Annotated in this window: 20 protein-coding genes; 10 read left to right on the forward strand and 10 right to left on the reverse strand. The window is 45.0% G+C overall.

The features are described from left to right. The first annotated feature begins 22 nt into the window (after nucleotides 1-22). From IRQ95_RS02085 to IRQ95_RS02125, 9 genes are all read left to right on the forward strand, one after another. On the forward strand, nucleotides 23-919 hold the full coding sequence (locus tag IRQ95_RS02085) for a 1-aminocyclopropane-1-carboxylate deaminase/D-cysteine desulfhydrase (protein ID WP_194435346.1): 897 nt from the start codon (nucleotides 23-25) through the stop codon (nucleotides 917-919). Next, complete coding sequence (locus tag IRQ95_RS02090) at nucleotides 916-1215, forward strand: DUF1496 domain-containing protein (RefSeq protein WP_194435347.1); 300 nt, start codon at nucleotides 916-918, stop codon at nucleotides 1213-1215. Before IRQ95_RS02085 ends, IRQ95_RS02090 begins: the two co-directional genes overlap by 4 nt. A 239-nt stretch (nucleotides 1216-1454) precedes the next feature. Then, nucleotides 1455-2363, forward strand: a complete 909-nt coding sequence (locus tag IRQ95_RS02095; protein WP_228481068.1) for a DMT family transporter — start codon at nucleotides 1455-1457, stop codon at nucleotides 2361-2363. Nucleotides 2364-2975: 612 nt separating this feature from the next. Next, nucleotides 2976-5390, forward strand: a complete 2415-nt coding sequence (locus IRQ95_RS02100) for a DMSO/selenate family reductase complex A subunit (protein ID WP_194435348.1) — start codon at nucleotides 2976-2978, stop codon at nucleotides 5388-5390. Between the two features lie 4 nt (nucleotides 5391-5394). Further along, nucleotides 5395-6018 (forward strand): DMSO/selenate family reductase complex B subunit, encoded by a 624-nt coding sequence (locus IRQ95_RS02105; protein ID WP_194435349.1) that lies wholly within the window; start codon nucleotides 5395-5397, stop codon nucleotides 6016-6018. Continuing rightward, nucleotides 6019-6786: a dimethyl sulfoxide reductase anchor subunit family protein gene (locus tag IRQ95_RS02110; protein ID WP_194435350.1), complete on the forward strand. Its 768-nt coding sequence runs from the start codon at nucleotides 6019-6021 to the stop codon at nucleotides 6784-6786. It abuts the gene before it with no gap. A gap of 41 nt (nucleotides 6787-6827) precedes the next feature. Further along, entirely contained in the window at nucleotides 6828-7418 is a 591-nt protein-coding gene (locus IRQ95_RS02115; protein ID WP_075650016.1) for a molecular chaperone TorD family protein, read from the forward strand. Further along, a complete protein-coding gene (locus IRQ95_RS02120; RefSeq protein ID WP_194435351.1) occupies nucleotides 7418-7873 on the forward strand; it encodes a 4Fe-4S binding protein in 456 nt (151 codons plus the stop codon). The genes IRQ95_RS02115 and IRQ95_RS02120 overlap by 1 nt, the downstream gene beginning before the upstream one ends. A 93-nt stretch (nucleotides 7874-7966) precedes the next feature. Further along, nucleotides 7967-8215 (forward strand): hypothetical protein, encoded by a 249-nt coding sequence (locus IRQ95_RS02125; protein WP_075650018.1) that lies wholly within the window; start codon nucleotides 7967-7969, stop codon nucleotides 8213-8215. Nucleotides 8216-8347: 132 nt separating this feature from the next. On the opposite strand, the gene IRQ95_RS02130 is transcribed toward IRQ95_RS02125, so the two are convergent. The 10 genes from IRQ95_RS02130 to IRQ95_RS02175 form a co-directional block, all read right to left on the reverse strand. Beyond that, a complete protein-coding gene (locus tag IRQ95_RS02130; RefSeq protein WP_194435352.1) occupies nucleotides 8348-9778 on the reverse strand; it encodes an amidohydrolase in 1431 nt (476 codons plus the stop codon). A 217-nt stretch (nucleotides 9779-9995) separates the two neighbouring features. After that, on the reverse strand, nucleotides 9996-10826 hold the full coding sequence (locus IRQ95_RS02135) for a delta-class carbonic anhydrase (RefSeq protein ID WP_194435353.1): 831 nt from the start codon (nucleotides 10824-10826) through the stop codon (nucleotides 9996-9998). Between the two features lie 308 nt (nucleotides 10827-11134). Next, a complete protein-coding gene (locus IRQ95_RS02140) occupies nucleotides 11135-12430 on the reverse strand; it encodes a methyl-accepting chemotaxis protein (RefSeq protein WP_194435354.1) in 1296 nt (431 codons plus the stop codon). 281 nt (nucleotides 12431-12711) lie between these two features. Continuing rightward, complete coding sequence (locus IRQ95_RS22335) at nucleotides 12712-14007, reverse strand: methyl-accepting chemotaxis protein (RefSeq protein ID WP_194435355.1); 1296 nt, start codon at nucleotides 14005-14007, stop codon at nucleotides 12712-12714. Nucleotides 14008-14198: 191 nt separating this feature from the next. Continuing rightward, a complete protein-coding gene (locus IRQ95_RS02150) occupies nucleotides 14199-15101 on the reverse strand; it encodes a LysR family transcriptional regulator (RefSeq protein WP_194435356.1) in 903 nt (300 codons plus the stop codon). 225 nt (nucleotides 15102-15326) lie between these two features. Next, nucleotides 15327-16082 (reverse strand): LutC/YkgG family protein, encoded by a 756-nt coding sequence (locus IRQ95_RS02155; protein ID WP_194435357.1) that lies wholly within the window; start codon nucleotides 16080-16082, stop codon nucleotides 15327-15329. Between the two features lie 11 nt (nucleotides 16083-16093). Then, nucleotides 16094-17509, reverse strand: a complete 1416-nt coding sequence (locus IRQ95_RS02160; protein WP_194435358.1) for a LutB/LldF family L-lactate oxidation iron-sulfur protein — start codon at nucleotides 17507-17509, stop codon at nucleotides 16094-16096. 12 nt (nucleotides 17510-17521) lie between these two features. Further along, nucleotides 17522-18241: a (Fe-S)-binding protein gene (locus tag IRQ95_RS02165; RefSeq protein ID WP_075650024.1), complete on the reverse strand. Its 720-nt coding sequence runs from the start codon at nucleotides 18239-18241 to the stop codon at nucleotides 17522-17524. A 98-nt stretch (nucleotides 18242-18339) separates the two neighbouring features. Beyond that, nucleotides 18340-19935 carry an L-lactate permease gene (locus IRQ95_RS02170; RefSeq protein WP_348541571.1) on the reverse strand — a complete coding sequence of 532 codons (1596 nt, stop codon included), beginning with the start codon at nucleotides 19933-19935 and terminating at the stop codon, nucleotides 18340-18342. Nucleotides 19936-20393: 458 nt separating this feature from the next. Beyond that, complete coding sequence (locus IRQ95_RS02175; RefSeq protein ID WP_194435360.1) at nucleotides 20394-21206, reverse strand: enoyl-CoA hydratase/isomerase family protein; 813 nt, start codon at nucleotides 21204-21206, stop codon at nucleotides 20394-20396. Between the two features lie 148 nt (nucleotides 21207-21354). On the opposite strand from IRQ95_RS02175, the gene IRQ95_RS02180 reads away from it, so the two are divergent. Beyond that, nucleotides 21355-22314: a LysR family transcriptional regulator gene (locus IRQ95_RS02180; RefSeq protein ID WP_194435361.1), complete on the forward strand. Its 960-nt coding sequence runs from the start codon at nucleotides 21355-21357 to the stop codon at nucleotides 22312-22314. Nucleotides 22315-22343 lie beyond the last annotated feature (29 nt).

Here is a 22343-nt window from a genome sequence, read left to right on the forward strand (position 1 = left end):
TCATTTTAAATGTAGTCAACGCATGAAACTGGCGCACACTCCCATCACAGAGCATTGCTTCAATCACATCCCATTCTTGCTGAAGAGGGACGACCAACTTCACCCTCACTTTTCTGGCAACAAAGCGCGTAAATTTATGGCGCTACTGGACGGCGACTACTCATCAATCAAAACCTTAATTGGTTACGGCAGCCCTCAAGCGAACTCGCTCTATTCCATGGCAGCCCTTGCCCAACTAAAGGGCTGGCAACTCGAATTTTATGTCGACCGTATTCCTGATTGGCTTGAACAAAAACCAATTGGCAATTATCACGCTGCGTTAGAATTAGGTGCAGAGATTATTCCGGTCGCTCACAGTAATCTTCACCCTGCAGAGTATATTACTCATATTCGCCAACCAGATAAGACGTGCCTATTTGTACCTGAAGGTGGTCGTTGTACCCTTGCGGAATATGGCGTAACACAGCTAGCCGAAGAAATCTTGCTCTGGACTCAAAACCAGCCAAAGCAAAAGTTCGTTGTGGCGCTACCCGCCGGTACCGGAACCACGGCTTTGTATTTACATAAATATCTGAGCCGTCACGACATCGCCGTTATTACTTGTGCTTGCGTGGGCGGAAAAGAGTACCTCACGGAACAGTTTAATCAGTTAGGTGAAAACTCACACCCGGAAATTCTTGAGTTAAAAACTAAGCATCATTTTGGCAAACTCTACCAACAAGATTATTTGATCTGGCAACAGCTCACTCAACAAACTGGCGTAGAATTTGAATTACTTTATGACCCTATGATGTGGTGTTGCCTGCTTGAATGGTATCCGCAAAATCAAGATAAACAGCTAATCTATATTCATCAGGGAGGCTTGCTCGGCAATGCCAGTATGCTGCCGCGTTATCAACGTAAATATGGAGAGTTATGATGAGAGTCAGTGGATTGTTTTTAGTTTGCCTGTTACCAATTTCTGCCGGCGCCGCAGAAAAGAGCTACTCCACACCCAATCACCGTGCAGCGATCGTAGTGAACAGTGAGCAAGCCAACCATAGAATTTGTTACTACCAAGATCATGCGTACTCGGAAGGTGCCCTGTTAGAAGTTGGCGGCTATCTAATGCGTTGCGAAAATGCCAATCAATATGAAACCAACGGCAAATTAAAGTGGGTCACCTTTGCTAAATCACAGCAATCGAACGGGAAAAATCAAAGCAGCACAAAATAGCTTACGCTCGTCAATCATTCTAAACGACACCACGTAGGCGAGATCCTGTTCGTCTCTATACCCAAACAACTTGGAGATGCAGGTAGGCGACAAACGAACAAAGCCTCTGAGCATAGATGGTCTATGTGATGAGGTTTGTGAGTGCCAGTCAACACCGCTGCAACTTCAAGTAGGACGGGTATATCACTCTGAATTTTGATAACGTATGATGTCATTCTAATCCGTAACCTTGAAAAACCATGCTTTCTAGATTCAACGACATCATCCCAGTAGGGGTGCGCTTCATGCTGTTGTCAGCACTGGGATTCGCACTTATGTCTGCTTGCGTAAAATACGTGAGCGTCCATGGCATCCCTGTTTTCGAAATCGTAGCTGCCCGCGCACTGGTTTCGCTTATCCTCAGCTACCTTGATGTAAAACGCAAAAAGATTTCCATTTGGGGCAACAATAAAAAATTGCTGTTACTACGTGGTACTGTCGGCACCATGGCACTAATGTGTGTCTACTATGCCGTCACTGCTCTACCTCTAGCCGAAGCGACGATTCTGCAATACGTTCATCCGGTGTTTACTGCCTTACTTGGTGTGCTGTTTCTCAAAGAGCGTATTCAAGGCGCAACCATGATTTGTATCGCGCTGTGTTTGCTAGGCGTTGGGCTGATGGTGCAGCCAAATATGTCGGATTCGATTACCGCACAAGCCCTACCGATTCACAGTGTGATGATTGCGTTGCTGGGCGCATTTGGTAGCTCCATTGCCTATGTCATCGTACGTAAACTGAGCCAAACCGAAGATAGCTCAGTGATTATTTTCTACTTCCCACTAGTCGCGCTGCCTGTTTCAACGTTCCTAATGTGGGATGAGTTTGTCGTACCTAGTTTGACCATTACGCTCTTGCTGGTCATGGTGGGCATCTTCACTCAAATTGGTCAATATGGCTTAACCAAAGCGATGCAAACCCAAGAAGCGGGCAAAGCCTCAGCCTACTCTTATGTACAGATCGTATTCTCTACCCTACTTGGCGTGGTGATCTTCAGTGAAATCCCATCGGTCTGGACTTACATGGGCGGCGGTTTAATTGTCACTGGAGCCTTGATCAATGTGTTTGGCAAAAAGCTGTTACCCAAAAAGCTTCGCTATAATAGCTAACACGTACTAAATAAATGGAGGCTGTAATCAACCAGCCTCCTATTTCTGAATTAACCCAGTGTGTCTACTTTTATGGGGTCATACCATTCTCAATTCTCAACGATGTAACTGTGTATGTACCGCTTAAAAATCATTCGCGTATTTCAACACTTAACAAAGCGGTCCAATTACTCTTTGCCTTGCCAAAGAGTGATCAGAAAGGCGCTTTAGTATAGTAGCCGTTGTCCGGTCGGTTTTGGGCGTTCCCGACATTGAAAACCATACTTCAAAAACATTCCATACAAGTAAGTTACATACGCCACAACAATAAAACATCCACCCATACATAATTACCATTTATTTCAGAAAGTTATACTCACAGTTTCATCAAGAACACCAGCTAAGATTTTCGAAAAACCGCGTAAATATCACAAATCCAAACTCTTCTCTCTGTCGAAGTTTTACCAGATCACATATCGATAAATCACCCTCTATTACTAAAACCTTACAGTTGCTAGGGTCTCATCTGGATTGAGTGCTCAACCATCAAAAAATCCAGTAGGAACAAAGACATAAAAATAAAAATCATTCCTATTTGAATTAATTTTTGTATTACACTGTAAAGGAATATCTATGGCTACTCTGCCGTTTCTAAATATAGAAACCACCCGCCGTAAGCTACTCGAGTATTCAAGCAAACTCAGCGCAACCGCTGCTGTTGCTGGCTCTCTAGCCACATTACCACTGAGCAAAAAAGTCAGTGCTGCACCAACTACTACTCCAGCTGAATTTAAATACAGCGCCTGTTTAGTAAACTGTGGCTCACGCTGCGCACTAAAAGTAAAAGTTCAAGATGGGCGCATCCTACAAGTTGAACCCGCTGATACAGACAATGATGCCGTTTTTGGCGAACACCAAATTCGCCCATGCTTACGTGGTCGCTCAAACAAATTCCGCGTCTATAACCCTGATCGCCTGAAATACCCAATGAAACGCGTTGGCAAGCGTGGTGAAGGTAAATTCGAGCGCATCAGTTGGCAAGAAGCGACACAAACCATCGCCAATCAGTTGACCCGTGTTTACGAGACTTATGGGCCAGAAGCGGTCTATTTCCAGTACGGTACTGGCGCGTACTACCACACTCAAGGTCGTGAAGCTTGGCTACGTATGCTGACCCAAGCCGGTGGCTACCTCAACTACTTCAACTCTTACTCAACCGCGCAAATCAACGGTATGACGCCATTCACTTGGGGTAAGTATGCTGGTACCCACTTTACCGAAATCGAAGATTCAGATTTAGTGGTGCTATTTAGCCTCAACCTATCTGAAACACGTATGTCAGGTGGTGGTCAGGTTGAAGAGATGCGCCGAGCACTTGAAAAATCGGGTGCGAAAGTGATCCTGATTGACCCACGTTACACGGACTCTGGAGTGGTGAGCGATGCTGAGTGGTTACCAATCAAACCAACCACGGATGCCGCTCTAGTTGCTGCCCTTATCCATACAATGATCAAAGAAGATCTGCTCAATGAAGAACAGATCCGCAAATACGCAATCGGCTTTACCCACGATACGCTACCTGCCAACGCGGCAGTAAATGGCAGCTACAAAGACTACATCTTAGGGACTGGCAAAGACGGCATTGAGAAAACGCCGCAGTGGGCGGCAACGATTACGGGCATTCCAGCCAAACGCATCGTACAACTCGCGCGTGAAATCGCTAACGCCAAAGCGTGTTACATCGCACAGGGCTGGGGCGCACAGCGCCACCATAATGGCGAGCACAGCGTGCACGCGATTCAATCTCTGTGTGTCGTGTCAGGTCACTTTGGTCGCGCAGGCACCAACACGGGTAACTGGGCATACTCAACCAAATATGGTGTGCCGCTCTTACCTCGCCCAGCCAACCCAGTCAAAACGTCGATCCCGGTGTTCTCTTGGACAGACGCCATTGCCAACCCGGAAGTTTTTACTCCTGAGACGCACGGCTTAAAAGGTGCAGATAAATTGCAGCACGGCATTAAGCTAATGATCAACCAAGCCGGTAACGTGCTGGGTAACCAACATGGTGACTTAAACCGCACCCGTGAAATATTGGCTGATGACAGCAAATGTGAGTTTATTGTCGTGGTCGATAACCATATGACGCCAACAGCAAAATTCGCTGATATCTTGCTACCTGAAACCACTTACCTAGAAGCGTCAGACTTGGTTGATAACGCTTACGCATCAGGCTCTAACCACTTTATGATCTCAATGGAGAACACCATCGACCCGATGTGGGAAGTGCGCTCTACCTATGACGTATGTGCGGACATTGCCGAGCACCTTGGCTTTAAACAAACCTTTACTGAAGGTCGCAGCCAAGCCGAGTGGATTGAAAAACACTACAACGATATTCGTGCCAAACGTACTTACCTACCTGAGTTTGCAAAAGTACGCGGCAGCGGTGTTATCGATCAGCAACGCGCGAAGAAAGAAGACAGCATTCCGTTCGCGGATTTCTACCAAGATCCAGCGGCAAATCCACTCACCACCCCTTCTGGTAAGTTCGAAATATTTGCCACTAAGGTGCAAGAGCGCGTTGATACTTGGGTGCTGCCTGAAGGTCACTATATGACGGCAATTCCAGAGTATGTGCCTGTGCCAAACTCGCACATGGATCTAGAGAAGTTTGCCCAATACCCACTGCAAATGACGGGCTTCCATACTAAAGGTCATACCCACTCAACATATGCCAATGTTGGCGTTGTCGCCGAAGCGGTGCCTGACGAAATCTGGATCAACCCGATCAATGCCGAGCAACGTGGGGTCAAAAACGGCGATATGGTTCATGTATTCAACGAATACGGCAAGATCCTTATCGCGGCTAAAGTGACTAACCGTGTAATGCCAGATGTGACCGCAATGCCGCAAGGCGCATGGTCGGTTGTGAAAAATGGTGTCGATATTGGTGGTTGTATCAACAACCTAACCAGTCACCTATTCTCGCCTATCACTAAAGGCAACCCACAACATACCAACCTAGTAGAAATTCAGAAGGCATAACTAAATGAAACAATTAGGCTTTTATATTGATTCATCTCGCTGCTCAGGTTGTAAAACTTGCCAGGTGAGTTGCAAAGATAAAAACGATATTGATGTCGGTCGTAAGTTCCGTCGCGTGTACGAATACGGTGGCGGCTCTTGGGCAAAAGATAGCGATGGTGCGTGGACCAACCAAACCTTCGCTTACTACCTATCGGTTGCTTGTAACCACTGTGACGATCCAATTTGTGTCGCAGGGTGCCCAACCCAGGCAATGCACAAACGCCAAGACAATGGCTTAGTGCTGGTTGACCAAGATAAGTGTATTGGCTGTCGTTACTGCGCCATGCGCTGCCCTTACGGCGCGCCACAATATGACAAAGAGAAAAAGGTGATGTCGAAGTGCGACGGTTGCCTTGACCGTCTAGAGCAAGGGCTTAACCCTGTATGCGTCGACTCATGCCCTCAACGTGCGATTGAGTTTGGTGACATTAATGAGCTACGCGCCAAATATGGCAACCAACGTGATGTTGCGCCCCTGCCTGACTCACGCATTACCAGCCCGAACTTAATTGTACGTACCCATAGCCATGCCGTTGCGAACAACAGCAATGTGGGCGAGCTACAAAACCCGGCGGAGGTAAAATAAATGCACGAGTTATCTTTGGTTTTCTTCACTTTCCTCGCACAAACGGCGGTTGGAATTGTGGTGTTATCTACCCTCGCATTCTTGATTGGCAAGATGAATCGCAAGCAACATGAGAAAGCGTTGTATGCAGCATTTGTGGCATTGTCGCTCGGTGGCATCGCATCACTCACCCACCTTGGTCAACCGCTTAAAGCACTTAATGCTCTCAATGCAATTGGTCAATCACCGATGAGTAACGAGATCATAGCCACCATCATGTTTGGTGGACTGCTGTTTGCTGCCATGGTGTGTCTGAAAGTTCGTCAAGGCAGCAACACGGTTAAAGCGGTAAGCCTATTCTCTAGCTTTGCTGGAATCGTGTTGGTACATACCATTCCAACCATCTACACCATAGAAAGTGTTGCGGCATGGAATAGCGTATATACCTCGATCTACATGATCCTGACGGCATTTGTGATGGGTGCAACAGTTGTGTATCTAATCTGTGGTTGCCGCTTGTTTAAATACACTGCGCTGATTAGCTTACTAGTCGGCATCATCTTAATGCCAAGCTACTTTGCTCACATAGGCTTAGCCGCACCAAGTTTGTTTGGTCAAGATGCGTTGTTCTGGATGCTCAAACTGGCGTTTGCAGGTTTAGCGATTATCAGTCTCTCATCCAGACAAAAAGACAATACACAGTTCGCTTCTTTAGCAGTCGTGTTTGTTGCCGCTTCAGAGATCGCTGGTCGAATCGGCTTCTATGAACTTTGGCAAATCGGTATGTAATAGATTATGGGGAGCTTAGCTCCCCTATTTTGGGATTTTCAATGAACAACTTAGCCCTACTACCACGCGCACTTGGCGCTCTGTTCTACTACTCACCGGTAGAGCAGATTAACTTGGCGACCCTCAACAACCTCGAATCCCTTGCTAGCGCTTATCAATGGCAAGATTTAGAGACCGTCAATCATCTAATCATCTCTCTAAAGCAAGAGCGTTATTCGGCAAACAAATACAATTTCTCTGTATTGTTTGAAGGGCAAGGCGAAATGTTGGCGCCGCCATGGGGCTCGGTGTATCAAAACCGCGAAAACCTAGTCATGGGCGATTCAACTGCGGCTTACTACCAGTTTTTAGACCGTGCAGGCATTGCGTTTGAGATTAACAATCAACCACTGGATCATTTTGGCTTAATGATGTGGGCGCTGGCTCTGCTTATCGAAGAAGGCAACCAGGTCGCTCTGGTAGAGTTTCTCTCTGTGCATCTACTGCCTTGGAGTGGTCGCTATCTAGAATTACTGCAAAGCAACCAAGAGAGTCCATTTTACGCAGACTTAGCTAAGTTAACTGAGCTCTTTTTAGAACAAGTTAAAACTGAAATCGGATTAACAATTGAGCCTATAAAACTGTATAAATAATGACAGAAATCAACCCATCACGCCGGGCGTTATTTGAGCGTTTTCGACCAACACATGTTGAATCGTCAACCGGATTTATTCGCCCTCCGCAAGCGCGAGAAGAGCTACAGTTTTTAAGCATGTGCGATCAATGCATGCGCTGCTCAAACGCTTGCCCAAGCAACGCCATCACCCAAGAGCACGGCTACCCGGTGCTATCGGGAAACTGTGATAGTTGCTACTTGTGCGTGCAAGCCTGTCCAACCGGCGCACTGACGCATTCTGCGCTCAAGGCTAAGGTAAACTACCGTTGCAACCCGAAACTGGCGCAATACTGTCAATCCTGTAGTGAGGTGTGTCGTAGCAAAGCCATTTCGATACAAGCTGGTGAAGTCGCAATGATTGATAATCAACTATGCTCAGGTTGTGGTGATTGTTTAAGCGCTTGTGAGTTTTTTGCCATAACTCTTGATTGATAAATGGATTTTGCGATTGAGACTGGTAAAGTACGCCTCAATCACTTGAGTGCAACCTATCGCGCACCATTCATATAATCCGAGAGTTTGAAAATGATTAAAGACGAACGCGTAATTGAAAATCTAGATGAATTAGCGGCATTCCTAACCGCAGTAGAAAGTGGCATTCTAGGTCTACAAAACATCGGTGGCGTGGCTCTAGCAACCAGCAATGCTGATGGTCGCCACTTCGTAGCGGTGTTGGATGATAAACACCAACTGATCTTAGGTCGCTGGGTAAGTGAAGAAGTCTTTAAGACTGGTCAAGACATGGTTCGTAACGGCGTTAATCCGAAACACTAATTGATTGTTTTACCGCAATGTAAAAAGCCCGTGCTTACACAGCCACGGGCTTTTTTCTCAGCTTTTATCTCGAATCTTGGCTTTCGCCTCTCAATTCTCGACTCTAAGATCTCAAATCTCAGATCTCGATTCTCAATCCATCAAGCTCTTCGATTTAATCGCTTTCTTCGCCAGCTCTTTCGCAAAGTCGCTGATATCGGCTTCCATCGCATCAATCTCTGGGCGGATTTCTTCCATAGTGACCGTCTGCATTTGGCGATTTTCCATCACCACTTTACCGTTAACAATGGTGGTATCAACGTTACTTGGGTTCGCTTGGAATACCAAGGTCGCGTATGGGTCGTAGTTTGGCATCATGTTGGCAGATTGCGTTTCAACGATGATGATATCCGCTTGTTTACCCACCTCAAGAGAACCGATCTTATCTTCCATATGCAGCGATTTTGCACCGCCAATGGTTGCCATTTCGATCACTTGCTCTGGGATCATGATAGTACGGTCATCATGCTTTAAGCGTTGCATGGTCGATGCGTAGCTCAGTGTGCGCCACAAATCGACTTGGTTAGAGCTCATTGGTCCGTCAGTACCTAAACCAATACGTACGTCATCACGGTACATATCCCACGCTGGCGCCATACCTGTCGCGCCTTTGGCATTCGCCATTGGGTTATAAGCAACGCCTGCATCCGCAGCTTTGACTAGCTCAATGTCTTTTTCAGAGAAATGGATACCATGAGCCAACACTACACGCTCATCGAGAGCGCCAATTTCTGCTAAATATTCCACTGGAGAATTTGCGCTGTGGGCTTCTTTAATACGCGTCTCTTCATTCGGAAACTCAGCAACGTGGATCAGCACTGGCACATCATGTTGCTTAGATAAGCGATTGATCTCTTGTAGCTTATCTTTATTTACGGTGTACACCGCATGCGGTGCATAAGCTGGTGTGATCAAAGGATCGTTTTTGTACTGCTGAATAAAGCTCTCTGCGTACTCAATACCACCATAAGGTTGCTTACTATCTACCACCGGGAACTTAATCACGGTTTGACCTAACACCGCGCGCAAGCCAACCTCTTTGGTCGCTTTTGCCATTTCATCCATGTGGTAGTACATGTCAACGTAAGTCGTCACGCCACTTTGCGCTAAGTCGATTGTGCCAAGCTTAGTCGCATTGTAGATAAGCTCACGACTTAGCTTCTCACCTTCCAGCGGGAAGAAGTAGGCAAACAAGCGATTAGCGATACCTTCTTCACCTAAACCACGAAATGCAATCATCGGTAAGTGGTTATGAGTGTTAATCATCCCCGGCATCACAATGCCATCATTAGCATCGATGGTTTTTGGCGCGCGGTATTGCTCGGCAATATCCGCCTCACCAACCGCGATAATTTTGTCGTCTTTCACCACGACCACGCCATCTTCAATGACCTGCATGGTTTGGTTAATCGTCAGCACTTCACCGTTAGTAATGATCAGGTCTGCATTGTAGTTAGGCGTGAACTGCGCACAGCCTGTAACAGCAACGGCGACAAGGGAAGCAAGCAAAGTCGGCTTAAGCATGGAATGTCTCTTCTGAAGGAGGATTATAAATTCGCGCGCATCATAGAAGAGCTTATAAATCAAAGCGACGCAAACGTTTCAATTTAGTGATTTCGTAAGCAAATTTTTGTGAGGCCAATCTTATCTCAGCCTTGAGTGAATTACTGATGATAGAAAAGATCTCAATCACTCAACCTTCAACGTATTGATTGAGACCTAAAGTAAGAATGAGGATACATTAGCGACCAGACGATAATAGATCTGGATTAGTTACTAGATTTCGCACGCCGTGTGCATGATCTTCATTAAACTCATTGCTTTCAAGCCACTGAGCAACTGAAGCAATATTAACTTTTACAACTTTAGGACGCACACTCCAAGTCACTTGAAGAGAAGAGCCTTGCTCATTATAACTTGGACCTGTCGTTGAGCCAGCATAGACCACCGGTTCACCCGTATTGTTGGGAATATTCATAGCCTGGTAGTAACCATTCCTTTCACCAAATCGAGTCAATTCGTTAAAGTCGAAAGCCTTGGTATCATTAACCAATACGTAAACTTGAGTTTCTACTCGTAACTGTGGATTACCAATAGATTCATCTATACATGCAGCCAAAGTTGAACCTGGTTCAACTTGAGCAGAAGAATGAACATAATGCAATTCAATCGTATCGCCAGATCGCAGCTCTGCACCTTTACCTTGGATAACGTATGGCTTTAATTCAGACTCTGTTAATTGGCCATTGTAAAGGTATCCCGTACCATAGCCTTTACCATCACCGTTACCAGCATAGTTAGTAAACTCACCACCCTTATGTTCAGCATTTTTATGAAAATGAATATTACATAAATTCATTTCTGTATATGAAGGTGCAAGACTGAATAAGCGTTTATTCCTACCCTCTAGGTTATCAATATCCCTTGGTGATTGAGGACCAAAACCTTTACCTAGTGTATTTTGGGTTAGTGCTTCATTTTGTTTATCAATAACGTAGTTTGAAACATCAGCAAATACTACAGGTACAGAACATGTCATAAGTAAAGATGTCATCAGTAATTTTTGTTTCATCTTAATTCCTTTTTGGCTTTTCTTTATTTTGTTCGATTTCACTATACTTCAGCCTTTCCCTCCATGTTACCTATCAGATGTACCTGCCCCCTTAAAAAAGCAGTATTATCAAATATGAGAGCGCTATTTCTTACCATCCTACTTATTGTCTCAACTTACTCACTAATAGATCTTATATTCATTTTAAACAGCGACTACGTACGAGTAGTCGCCTGTCTTACCGTTGCACTATTTAAGGGATTTAGATCAAAAAAACCTCATCGCAAACACGTGAGGCTTCTTATTTAGTGGCATTCTGAAATGAATCGCTAAGCTAACTTCTGTTCATTCAAGCTCATCACGGTATTTGAGACATTCTCAGCCCCTTGGTAGATCTCTTCCATTACAGTAGAGACCTCAGACATTTTGGCACTACCTAAATCAGAGATAGTCGCCACTTCTTGCATGAACTGAGTAATTTCTGTTGTTAGTACTTGGTTTTCGTCAACAACATGAGTGATCTCTGCGGTGGATTCAGCGGTTCTAGAAGCCAGTTTTCTCACCTCATCCGCCACTACCGCAAAACCTCGACCTTGTTCACCTGCGCGTGCAGCCTCGATTGCTGCATTTAGTGCCAGTAGGTTGGTTTGCTCAGCAATACCTTTAATGGTGGAAACAATTTGTGAAATATTCTGAGACCTGTCGTTGAGATCTGCAATTTTTGCCGAAGTTTCGCTAACCTTAGTGCTTATTTCTTGAGATACGCTCACGGATTCATGTAGTAACTTAGAACCTTCAAGTGCAATTTGAGAAGTCTCAACCGAAGTACTGTAAGCTACTTCAGATGCTTGTGAAATGGCGAGATTACGCTCTACTCGTTCAGTGATGTCTGATGCAAACTTCACCACGCTTGCCACCTTGCCATTCTCATCAAAGATAGGGTTATACGTTGCCTCAATCCAAATGTTTTTTCCGAAGGCATCTTTGCGTAAGAACTGCCCTGACTTGAAGCAGCCAGTTGCCAATTCTTCCCAGAAATTTGGATTCTGCTGATAAAAGTCATCAAAGCAAAACATGCGATGATGCTTACCTAAGATCTCATCATCACGATATTTCAATGTATTTAGAAAATTTTCATTGGCACTCGTCACTGTTCCCTCAATGGTAAACTCAATGACTGCCATAGACTTGTTTATAGCATCAATGACGCTTTGTTTCTTTGCATCATCCTTATGTATTTCAGTCACATCGGTGGCTATTTTAAACACACGATTTATCGAGCCTAAGTGATCTATTACCGGAATGTAGCTGGCAGATAGTATCACACTGCTGCCATCTTTTCGTATCCGAGTCGCTGTCCCTTCAAACGACTGGCCTGCCGCAAGTGAACGCCAAAACTCATTATATTCCTCTGTTCTTGCGTAATCTGGATCGCAAAAAATACGATGATGCTGATTGTGCAACTCTTCAATACTATAACCGACACAACAGAGAAATTTATCGCTCGCAGTAAGAATATTACCATTTCTATCAAACTCAATGTACGCTGTATTCTTCAATAGCGCTGCATATACATTGTCTTCAAACGACGGCTTGCTAACCAATTCTTTCTTCCTAAAAATCATAACCTTACTATCCCATTCGTTTTTATAATTATCTGCGCGCAGTAACATACCGTACGCAAAACTATTGTGGCATAGGTGGTGAAAAAATTAGTAAGAGGTATTGTGAAATAACCCTAATTTTTTTGTAATTATTCTATTAAATGTTATAAAACAAACCCTACGTATAGTAATTATCGAAATAGTTGTTATCCGTAGAACGGATGGAACCTGTTGTAAGGATGTAAAAAAGCCTCATCGCAAACGAATGAGGCTTCTTATCAGTAATGTTCTTGGCTAAATAACTAAGCTAACTTCTGCTCATTCAAGCTCATCACGGTATTCGAGACATTTTCTGCCCCTTTATAAATCTCTTCCATTACAGTTGAGACTTCTGACATCTTAGCGCTGCCGTGATCTGAGATAGTTGCGACCTCTTGCATGAACTGAGTAATGTCCGTCGTTAATACTTGGTTTTCGTCAACAACATGAGTGATCTCTGCGGTAGACTCCGCTGTTCTAGAAGCCAGTTTTCTCACCTCATCCGCCACTACCGCAAAACCTCTGCCCTGTTCACCCGCGCGAGCAGCCTCGATTGCTGCATTGAGTGCCAGTAGGTTGGTTTGCTCAGCGATACCTTTGATGGTTGAGACAATTTGCGAGATGCTGTGAGAGCGTTCATTAAGATCAGCGATTTTGGCTGCCGCGCCAGCTACCTTGTTACTGATCTCATGAGATACTTCAACCGATTCTTGCAATAGCTTTGAGCCTTCTAAAGCAATTTGTGATGTCTCAACTGAAGTGCTGTACGCTACTTCGGAAGCCTGTGAAATGGCAAGATTTCGCTCTACGCGATCAGAGATGTCTGATGCAAACTTCACCACACTTGAAACTTTACCATGCTCATCAAATATTGGGTTGTACGTTGCTTCAATCCACACATTACGGCCAAACGCATCTTTACGTAAGAATTGTCCTGATTTAAAGCGGCCTGATCTTAAATCATTCCAGAAGTCTGGGTTCTCGCGATAAAAGTCATCAAAGCAAAACATGCTGTGATGTTTGCCAACGATCTCATTTTCTCGGTATTTCAATGTAGTCAAGAAATTATCATTAGCACTAATCACGGTACCATCGGTAGAAAACTCAATCACCGCCATTGACTTATTTAAAGCATCAATCACGCTCTGTTTCTGCGCGTCAGTTTTATGTACTTGAGTAACATCAGCGGCAATTTTAAATACCCTTTCGACTTGCCCTTGATCATCAATAACTGGGATATAAGTCGCCGATAGAATCACGCAGTGACCACCTTTACAGATGCGAGTAAAAGTCCCTTCAAAAGACTCTCCCGACGCCAGTGCTCGCCAAAACTCAGCATACTCAGAACTGTGCGTATAACTCGATTCACAAAACATACGGTGATGCTTATTTTGTACTTCATCGAGAGTGTAACCTACACAGTTAAGGAATATATTGCTTGCTGTAAGAATATTTCCGTTCTTATCAAACTCAATATAAGCGGTATTTCTTAATATTGCTGCATATAAGTTTTCTTCAAACGAAGAGTGGCTTACCACTGGTTTCTTTCTGAAAAACATAGCTCAACTTTATCCTATTACTTTTATAATAATTCACGCACGATCGACTTTCAGTACGCCGTACGATTTTAACGCAAGAATGTAATAAAATGTTAGTAATTTATTCGTATTGAAACTATTTTTAGACGGATAACGGACTAACCAATAAATCACAAACAGAAAGTAGCAAATCGCTTGATTTTTATGCAGCGCTAGAATCTTTCTTGCATATCCAAATAGCGCTGGCGAATGTGTTCAATCAATACTTGAATACGTTTGGCTGGCTTTCTGGTATATGGATACACCGCATAAACGCCAACCACTTTGGCACTGTGCGGTTTGAGCACTTCAACCAAACTTCCCTGCAGGATATCATCGTAAATCAAACACATTGGTAAATAAGCGATACCATTGCCAGCGAGTACCGACTTACGTAGCGCCGCGGCATTATTGGATGAAAAATTACCGTTGACTTTAACAGTATAAACATCGCTGTTGTTTTTGAACTGCCACTCAAAGGTGCCACCACTTTCGTGGGTGTAACCTAAACAATTGTGCTTACGCAGATCATTGGGTAGGTCTGGTGAGCCATTCGTGGCTAAATAGTCTGGCGAGGCACACACCGCCCAATGCGAGTTGAAGATAAAACGCGCGATCAAGCTGGAGTCTTCGAGATAACCAGTGCGGATCACGAGGTCGTAGTTATCCGCTATCAAATCGACAAAATTATTATCCATCGCCATATCCACGGTTAGACCCGGATTTTGCTGGCAAAAATCAGAAATGGCTTCCGCGAGCAATAGCTCACCAGAGATGGTCGGCACCGACATACGAATATGACCTGAAAGGTTTTCGTTGTAGCCAGTTACCGCATTAAATGCAGCCTTTGCCGTGGCATTAATGTCTTTGGCGCGATAATAGAGTACTTCACCCGCTTCGGTGAGCGTTAGCTTACGGGTGGTGCGATAAAGCAACTGAGTACCTAAATCACTCTCAAGTTTGCTGACTCGCTTGCTCACCATCGATTTAGTGATGTGGTTCGCCTGTGCAACTTGACTAAAAGAGCCATGCTCTACAACTTGGGTAAATAAAACCAGATCATCGATATGTGGCATAAACTTCTCTCAACTGCGAGTATGTGAATCCATCAATTGTATCTCAATCTCGTCCTTGATTGAGTCGATACGATTAAAAAGGCACACCCTAAAATAATAGAGTGTGCCTTATTGCTCCACTTCCTGTTCCCATTGAGTAATGGGTAAAGAGTTCCCAAAGAGCAAATTCTTGCCTGCGTGACGTTACACCATCACGTCTTGCTAACGTCACTTTCCTAGCTTTGATCACATATCATCAATAATCACATAAGTAGCGAACACGGGACCATGTACCCCAACCACCTTGATTAGCTCAATATCGGCGGTGGAGCTTGGACCCGAGATGAAATTAACGCAAGATGGCACCCGTGCACCTTGGCTGGCTTTTTGATGCAATAGCGCCGTTGCTTGGGTTAAACGTGGCATCAGATTGCTCTTAGCCACCACAAAGACCGAGGCTTCTGGTAATAAGCTCACCGCTCGACCTTGATTCACTTGGCTATAAAGCACCATGGTGCCGGACTCTGCCAATGCCTGTTCTGCAAGCACAATGCCGACTTTCGCACGCTCAGCAATGATTACATTCGCCTCAAAACCTGCCTCAGCATCCCAAACATGCACGCTATGCTGATCTGTTTCTAGCGCTTGCGGTGAGACTAGCTCAAGCAACTCTGCCGAGGCTGACAAAATAGTCTCACCTGCAAGCGGTTCACCTAACTCATCTTTACAGTAGTCTAGGCACACCTGTTTTAACGTCGCTTCCAGTTCCGCTTTCGTGGTCACCACAGCATGCGCACCGAGTGATGTTTCGGTGTAACGGACCAATTCATCTTTTAGCTCATCTTGGCTAAAACTTGCCATGACCTCTTTTTGGCAGGTATGGCGCAGCGCTGGACGCTCCACTTCTGTCAGTGGTTTGTCACGCCCAAGTTGGTGTGCAATGTTAGCCAGAAATGAAGTGCAGTTGTGCAAACGCTGCTCTCTATCTGTGGTATTAGACATGCCCATCACTCCTATTTCTTCTCTCGAGATTCAAACCAACTACGGAACGACTCGCCGTCAGGCTCTGGCAAGTCACGGGTTTGTGACCACTTACCAATCGCGCCAACATTAAACGGCATTTTGCCATTTTTGATCAGCATGCCGCCCATCACCGCGCCCACTTTGACACCGAGGTTCCACACAAGGGGCGTGGCATTAGCAATGGTAAAGCCCTTCACCACTGCGCGTTCGCTTAGCGGTGTAATGCCTTGCTCACCCATTTTTTCGCGGTGTTTAAGCAGCAAATCGGATAGCGGGATCTTCACTGGACAAACATCGTGACACGCTTTGCACAAGCTGCACGCATATGGCAACTCTTTAAAGTCATCATAGCCGCCAAGCAGTGGCGATAGCACCGCCCCAATTGGACCAGAGTAAATTGAGCCATAAGACTGACCGCCAATATGACGATAAGCTGGGCAGGTATTTACACAGGCAGCGCAGCGCACGCAACGTAAAATGTCGCGAAACTCTGAGCCGAGGATATCCGAACGCCCATTATCAACAATCACAAGATGGAACTCTTCTGGACCATCACACTGATCGTCCTCACGTGGTCCGGTTAACGCAGTAACATAACCGGTCAACGGCAGTCCCACTGCACTGCGGCACAGCAAGCTAATCACAATATCCAACTCTTCAAAAGTTGGCACCATGCGCTCCATGCCCATCACAGCGATGTGGGTTTTCGGCAAGCTAGTGGCAAGACGGGCGTTACCTTCGTTGGTCACCAGCGCAACCGTACCTGACTCAGCAACGGCAAAGTTACAGCCGGTAATACCAATATCCGCTTCTAAAAAGTCATGGCGGATATGATTACGCACAAAGCGCGTCATCTCTTCCGGATCATCACTGCCTTGATAGTTAAGCTTGTCTTTAAAGATGTCTTTAATCTGAGTGCGGTTTTTGTGCAGCGCCGGGACCACGATGTGTGACGGAGGATCGCAATCATCAACTTGCAGAATGTATTCGCCCAAGTCGGTTTCAATCACTTCACAGTCATTACGCTGAATCATTTGGTTCAGACCGATCTCTTCGGTCACCATCGATTTCGATTTCACCACTTTCTTGGCGTTTTTCGCCTTGAGGATGCCTTCAATATAATCGGTCGCATCTTGCGCAGTTTTGGCAAAGAAAACATGCCCGCCATTATCGAGCACTTTTTCACTCAACTGGTGCAGGTAATAATCCAAATTTTCCAGTACGTGATTGCGAATATCCATCCCCATTTCACGCCACTGTTCCCAGTTACCTAGCTTATCTGCGGCAATCTGACGATTGGCGAACATACGCTCTTGAGCATTAGCGACCGATTTGAGCATAAAGTCGTCTTTCATATGCACATCGATACGCTGCTTAAAACTTTCGTTACTAGTTTTCATCGACATAACCAATCACTCCTATCGGCTGAGCAGCACATCAACAATGTGCATTACTTTAACTGGCTTGCCTTCACGTGAAATGCGACCACCAATATTGAGTAGACAACTGCTATCAGCGCCAATCAAAAAGTCCGGTTCAACTTCACTAATGTGTTGCACCTTCTCTTTGACCATCTCGCCAGAGATTTCTGCCATCTTGACCGAGAACGTACCGCCAAAGCCGCAACAGGTTTCTTGGTTTTTAATTGGCAACATTTCTAAGCCTTCAACCGCGCCTAGCAGTGCCAATGGCTCTTCACGCACACCCAATTTACGGATCAAACTGCATGATGGATGGTATACCGCACGACCTTTAAGGCGAGCGCCAACATTAGTCACACCGAGCTCATTGACGATAAACTGAGTGAGCTCATACAAACGGTCAGCCACATTTTGTGCTCGCGCTGCCCATTCTGGTTCATCGGCTAAATACTCTGGGTATTTTTTGATCGCCGCTGCGCAAGATCCCGCAGGAGTCACGATTGGGTAGTCATTGCCTTCAAACGCTTCAATCAGGTTTTTCATTGCAGGTTTACTCTGCTCGATGTAGCCACTATTGAGTGAAGGCTGACCACAGCAACCCTGCTTTTTAGGGAATAAAATTTCGCAACCGAGCTCTTCAAGCAGTAACACGGTTTTCTTTGCAACTTCAGACTTCACTGTGTCGCAAATACAGGTGACAAAGAAGTTAATCTTCATAACATTGCTCCGATTAAGGAATTTTTGATCTATTTATTATTTTTTAAAGCTTAGTGCCTACTCGCCACTAAGCAGAATTCACTACGCCATAAAGAGGTTTACAGCGCCAAACTCACAACGGCGACGATTGCGCCATACAACACCATCGGCACCACGGTACGCTTAATGATGTAACCTTCTTGGTTAGAAATACCTAAGATGGTGGAAACCGCGATAATGTTATTAATGCACACCATATTGCCCATCGCGCCGCCAACCGATTGCAGCGCCAACACCAAATGTTCTGGTAAGCCAACGTTATGTGCGATGGTTTGCTGAATACCACCAAAGGTAAGGTTTGAAACTGTCGCTGAGCCTGAGAAGAAAGCGCCGAGCGCGCCAAGATATGAAGCGAAGAACTGCCAGTTGGTGCCCATCAAATCAGAGAATGCGCGACCTGTGGTCATGATTGGTGAGTTGCTGCCGCCCATCATCATAAACTTGACCATGATGAGCGCGCCCACCAAGGCAATAAACGGAATTTTGATTCGGCTACCCGTCTCGGCAAACACTTGTGTGACTTGCGATCGCGACATGCTGAAGATAAAAATTGAAACAAACACCACCAGCAAAAATGGGATAAGCGCTGGCACGTAAAGTGTTTTGTATGACCACGCAGCATCCGTACCAAGAATATGAGCAAACTTGATGATCAGCGCATGGCTTAGGCTAAATTCCCCCAGCATGCCGAGATTCAAGCTAAACATCGGCGTCGCATCAGTAAGCAGAGCTTTGATGCCCAATTGCTGGATACGGGTAACAATCAAAATGGCGATCAGCAGCAGTGTTGGGCTCATCGCTTTGAACACTTGAACAAAGGTAACTTGAGCACTAGGTTGCTCACTCTGCTCAACGCGTTTTTCCATACCAATATTGTAACGAGCAAGTACAACCGAGAGAGCCAAACCAATTGCACCGCCCACAAGAGCAGGAAACTCATAGTTCCACTGGGCAAACAAAACGTAAGGCACAGTGCAAGAGAGCACACTTAATTGAATAAAGATAAGGTTGCGTCTGATGGCTTGCCAATCCACCACAAAACTCAGCGCAATAACAGGGATCACAAACGCTGCAACAGTATGCAAAATAGCCGAGTACTGACCGATATTTAACAGCGCCGCTTCATCCAAACCTAGACCAGCAAAGCCAAACCAAGTCGGCGTACCCACCGCGCCAAAAGAAACAGGGACGGAGTTCATTACCAATGCCAGCATTGCCACACGCAGCGCGGGAAAGCCTAATCCAACCAGAATCGGTGCGGCGATCGCCGCCGGTGTACCAAAACCAGAAGCGCCTTCAATCATAAAAGCGAACGCCCAGCCGATGATCATCAACTGCGCCACTTGGTTACGGCTAATGCTCTCTAGCCAATAACGAATCACGGTTTCAGCGCCAGTAATGGCAATGGTGCGGTTAAGTAAAATAGCGCCAGCAATAATTGAAATTGGGGTAATTGCAGAAAGGGAGCCAGCAATAATATTAGCGATTAAGTGGGTGCTATCCGCACCAAAGTAGAAAAGTTGAATCAGTCCTATCAGTAAAGCAGTCAGAGGGAGTGCAATGTGCGACGGTAAAGCGTTTTTCTTGGTCATCATCCAGATTAATAAAATAATCGGAATAGTAGAAATAATCAGGTTTAGCATTCTTTTGTCCACGACATAGTTATTTTTGTTAATGATTAACACCTAGATAAAGTAAAAATCTGGTGCAAATTCGATAACCTTTGTAGTGCCCCACATCTTAGACAAATTTAACATTCACGCTATAACTAAAAAATCCCACCCATTTTAAAGACCTTAACTTTTGTGATGCCTTACAGATTGCAGTTTTACAACTCTAGATACAACCACATGAAAACAATGACTTATCACTAAACCTCATTTCACCCACTCTCTTATTATTGCCATTTTGGAAACAATCAAAGTCAGATTGAAAACCAATAACATTTGAAATCAATATTTAACAATATGAACAACCACTATCTAATTGAAAAAAGAATATTAATTAATTGGTTTTAAGTAAAAATATTAATAGGAATATAAAAATACCCAGAGTGTGAGCAACCATCTGGGTATATGAAAGTGTTTTATCTATTAAGGCAATTAAGAGCAGCTTATTGGCTAAGCTCTGCCGCCGTGTCAACAAAGATGCCTTGAATATCTTTCGCTTCGCGCTCTGTTTGTCCGCCATGTTTTAAAAACGCAGCAATAATCGCAGCGGTTTTTTGCTCTTTGGCGCGCTCTAAGAAGTAACGCAACTCTAACTCTGCGCCTGCTTCTTCATCTTGAATCGAAGCGGCAATGATCTCTTTGTACATCACAATGTCACGCACTTCTAAGCCACTAATAACCGCCAGTGTGGTTTGCAGAAATGCCTCCAACTCAGCTTTTGGTACAAATTGAGTAATGATGTTGCGTTGCTCTGCTTGCTGCGCAGTAAAATCATTACCCAGCAAAAGCGCCTGCAATGCTTTACCTTTGCCCATGCGGCGAGCGAATTGCACCGCACCTTGACCGCCAGTAGGAATATTGACGTGAATTTCTGGTTGAGCAAATGCCGCATTTTCAGTGCCATAAGCCAAATCACACGCCATAACAAACTCATTACCGCCGCCTCGCGCGACACCATCAACAACCGCTACCGAAAGCTGTTTCATCTTTTTGATATTGGCAATCATATGATTGAACTCAATCGATGGAGCTTGACCGCCTTGCGTGCCATTAATCACATTCAAATCAAGGTGCGCTAAAAAGAAAGACTCATGCATCGATTTAAACACCACGACTTTTGTCTCTCTGTCATCTTGTAGCGAAAGCACAAATGCATTGATCTCATTGATTAAATCAATAGTCAGCACATTCACTGGTGGGTTATTAATCTCAACTGTTGCGATGCCATTTTCTTGAGTGATAGTTAGCTTATTCATAATGAGTTTCCTCTTTGCTTTGCGCTCAACCTTTTGCGGTGAGCGCGGTATTCTTGGTTAGTGGTGCTACTATAATCACTAGCTTTGCTGGGAAAAATACAGCAATTGGGATAATATTGATGCCATATAAGCAACAATAGGAATCAACATGGATTTCTCTAGCCGACTACTGCTATTACTTGATGTGATTGAGCTTGGCTCCTTTACTAATGTAGCAGCCCAGAAGAACGTCGATCGCTCAGTCATTTCAAAACAAATAAATCGTTTAGAGCAAGAGCTCGGTGTTCGCCTACTCAACCGCACCACTCGCTCACTCTCATTAACGACAGCGGGTAACGAAGTGCTCAAACAAGCGAAAGATCTGCGCGAGTTACTAAACAACACCCATCGGTTGGCGCAAAACCACCATAGCGAACCAAGGGGGCTACTCAGAATCACCAGTTCGATGATGTTTGGACGCCAATATGTGCAAGAGGCCATTTGTCAGTTTCAAGCCGAGTATCCGCAAGTGACCTGCGAGTTGCGCTTGGAAGACAAACTGGTTGATTTAGTCCAAGAGGGATTTGATATTGGCTTTCGCATCGGCAAACCTAAAGACTCGAGTTTAGTCAGTCGCAAAATTGCCAGAAGTCGGCTGTTAATCGTCGCGGCACCGAAATTTATTCAGCAACATGGCAAGATCGATAGCTTAGAGCAATTACAAACCCTGCCTGCAACGGTCTACTCTGCACCTGGTTTATTTCTGAATAAGTTTCGTTACTTCGATAGCGAGCAACAAGAGCACTACTTTCAACTTAACCCTGCCTACAAGGTTAATGATGTTGAGATGGTGGTAAAAAGTGCGGTGGCGGGCAACACCTTAGCCGTGGTAACTGCGCAGATGATTCAAAATGAGTTTAGAGATGGTCTGCTGGTGCCAATCATGCCGGAGTTAAATCTTGATGATTTCGGCACTTTTTATGCGGTCTATCCGCACCGTGATGCGCCAATAAAGACCAAGCTGTTTTTAGAAACCTTACAAAATATGATTGGTAAAGATGTGCCGATCTGGGAGAAAAATATCGCTGCATTTTTGCCGCAGTCGCACTCTCAGCAACTATCACAGTAACAACAAAAAGGGATACCGCGTGGTATCCC

Source organism: Vibrio fluminensis (assembly GCF_015278125.1).
In the GTDB taxonomy this organism is placed as follows: Bacteria; Pseudomonadota; Gammaproteobacteria; order Enterobacterales; family Vibrionaceae; genus Vibrio; species Vibrio fluminensis.

Excerpts from the sequence above, each read along its gene's own strand:
- IRQ95_RS02085 (WP_194435346.1), top strand. The coding sequence starts at position 23 with ATGAAACTGGCGCACACTCCCATCACAGAGCATTGCTTCAATCACATC.
- IRQ95_RS02090 (WP_194435347.1), top strand. The coding sequence starts at position 916 with ATGATGAGAGTCAGTGGATTGTTTTTAGTTTGCCTGTTACCAATTTCT.
- IRQ95_RS02095 (WP_228481068.1), top strand. The coding sequence starts at position 1,455 with ATGCTTTCTAGATTCAACGACATCATCCCAGTAGGGGTGCGCTTCATG.
- IRQ95_RS02100 (WP_194435348.1), top strand. The coding sequence starts at position 2,976 with ATGGCTACTCTGCCGTTTCTAAATATAGAAACCACCCGCCGTAAGCTA.
- IRQ95_RS02105 (WP_194435349.1), top strand. The coding sequence starts at position 5,395 with ATGAAACAATTAGGCTTTTATATTGATTCATCTCGCTGCTCAGGTTGT.
- IRQ95_RS02110 (WP_194435350.1), top strand. The coding sequence starts at position 6,019 with ATGCACGAGTTATCTTTGGTTTTCTTCACTTTCCTCGCACAAACGGCG.
- IRQ95_RS02115 (WP_075650016.1), top strand. The coding sequence starts at position 6,828 with ATGAACAACTTAGCCCTACTACCACGCGCACTTGGCGCTCTGTTCTAC.
- IRQ95_RS02120 (WP_194435351.1), top strand. The coding sequence starts at position 7,418 with ATGACAGAAATCAACCCATCACGCCGGGCGTTATTTGAGCGTTTTCGA.
- IRQ95_RS02125 (WP_075650018.1), top strand. The coding sequence starts at position 7,967 with ATGATTAAAGACGAACGCGTAATTGAAAATCTAGATGAATTAGCGGCA.
- IRQ95_RS02130 (WP_194435352.1), bottom strand. The coding sequence starts at position 9,778 with ATGCTTAAGCCGACTTTGCTTGCTTCCCTTGTCGCCGTTGCTGTTACA.
- IRQ95_RS02135 (WP_194435353.1), bottom strand. The coding sequence starts at position 10,826 with ATGAAACAAAAATTACTGATGACATCTTTACTTATGACATGTTCTGTA.
- IRQ95_RS02140 (WP_194435354.1), bottom strand. The coding sequence starts at position 12,430 with ATGATTTTTAGGAAGAAAGAATTGGTTAGCAAGCCGTCGTTTGAAGAC.
- IRQ95_RS22335 (WP_194435355.1), bottom strand. The coding sequence starts at position 14,007 with ATGTTTTTCAGAAAGAAACCAGTGGTAAGCCACTCTTCGTTTGAAGAA.
- IRQ95_RS02150 (WP_194435356.1), bottom strand. The coding sequence starts at position 15,101 with ATGCCACATATCGATGATCTGGTTTTATTTACCCAAGTTGTAGAGCAT.
- IRQ95_RS02155 (WP_194435357.1), bottom strand. The coding sequence starts at position 16,082 with ATGTCTAATACCACAGATAGAGAGCAGCGTTTGCACAACTGCACTTCA.
- IRQ95_RS02160 (WP_194435358.1), bottom strand. The coding sequence starts at position 17,509 with ATGTCGATGAAAACTAGTAACGAAAGTTTTAAGCAGCGTATCGATGTG.
- IRQ95_RS02165 (WP_075650024.1), bottom strand. The coding sequence starts at position 18,241 with ATGAAGATTAACTTCTTTGTCACCTGTATTTGCGACACAGTGAAGTCT.
- IRQ95_RS02175 (WP_194435360.1), bottom strand. The coding sequence starts at position 21,206 with ATGAATAAGCTAACTATCACTCAAGAAAATGGCATCGCAACAGTTGAG.
- IRQ95_RS02180 (WP_194435361.1), top strand. The coding sequence starts at position 21,355 with ATGGATTTCTCTAGCCGACTACTGCTATTACTTGATGTGATTGAGCTT.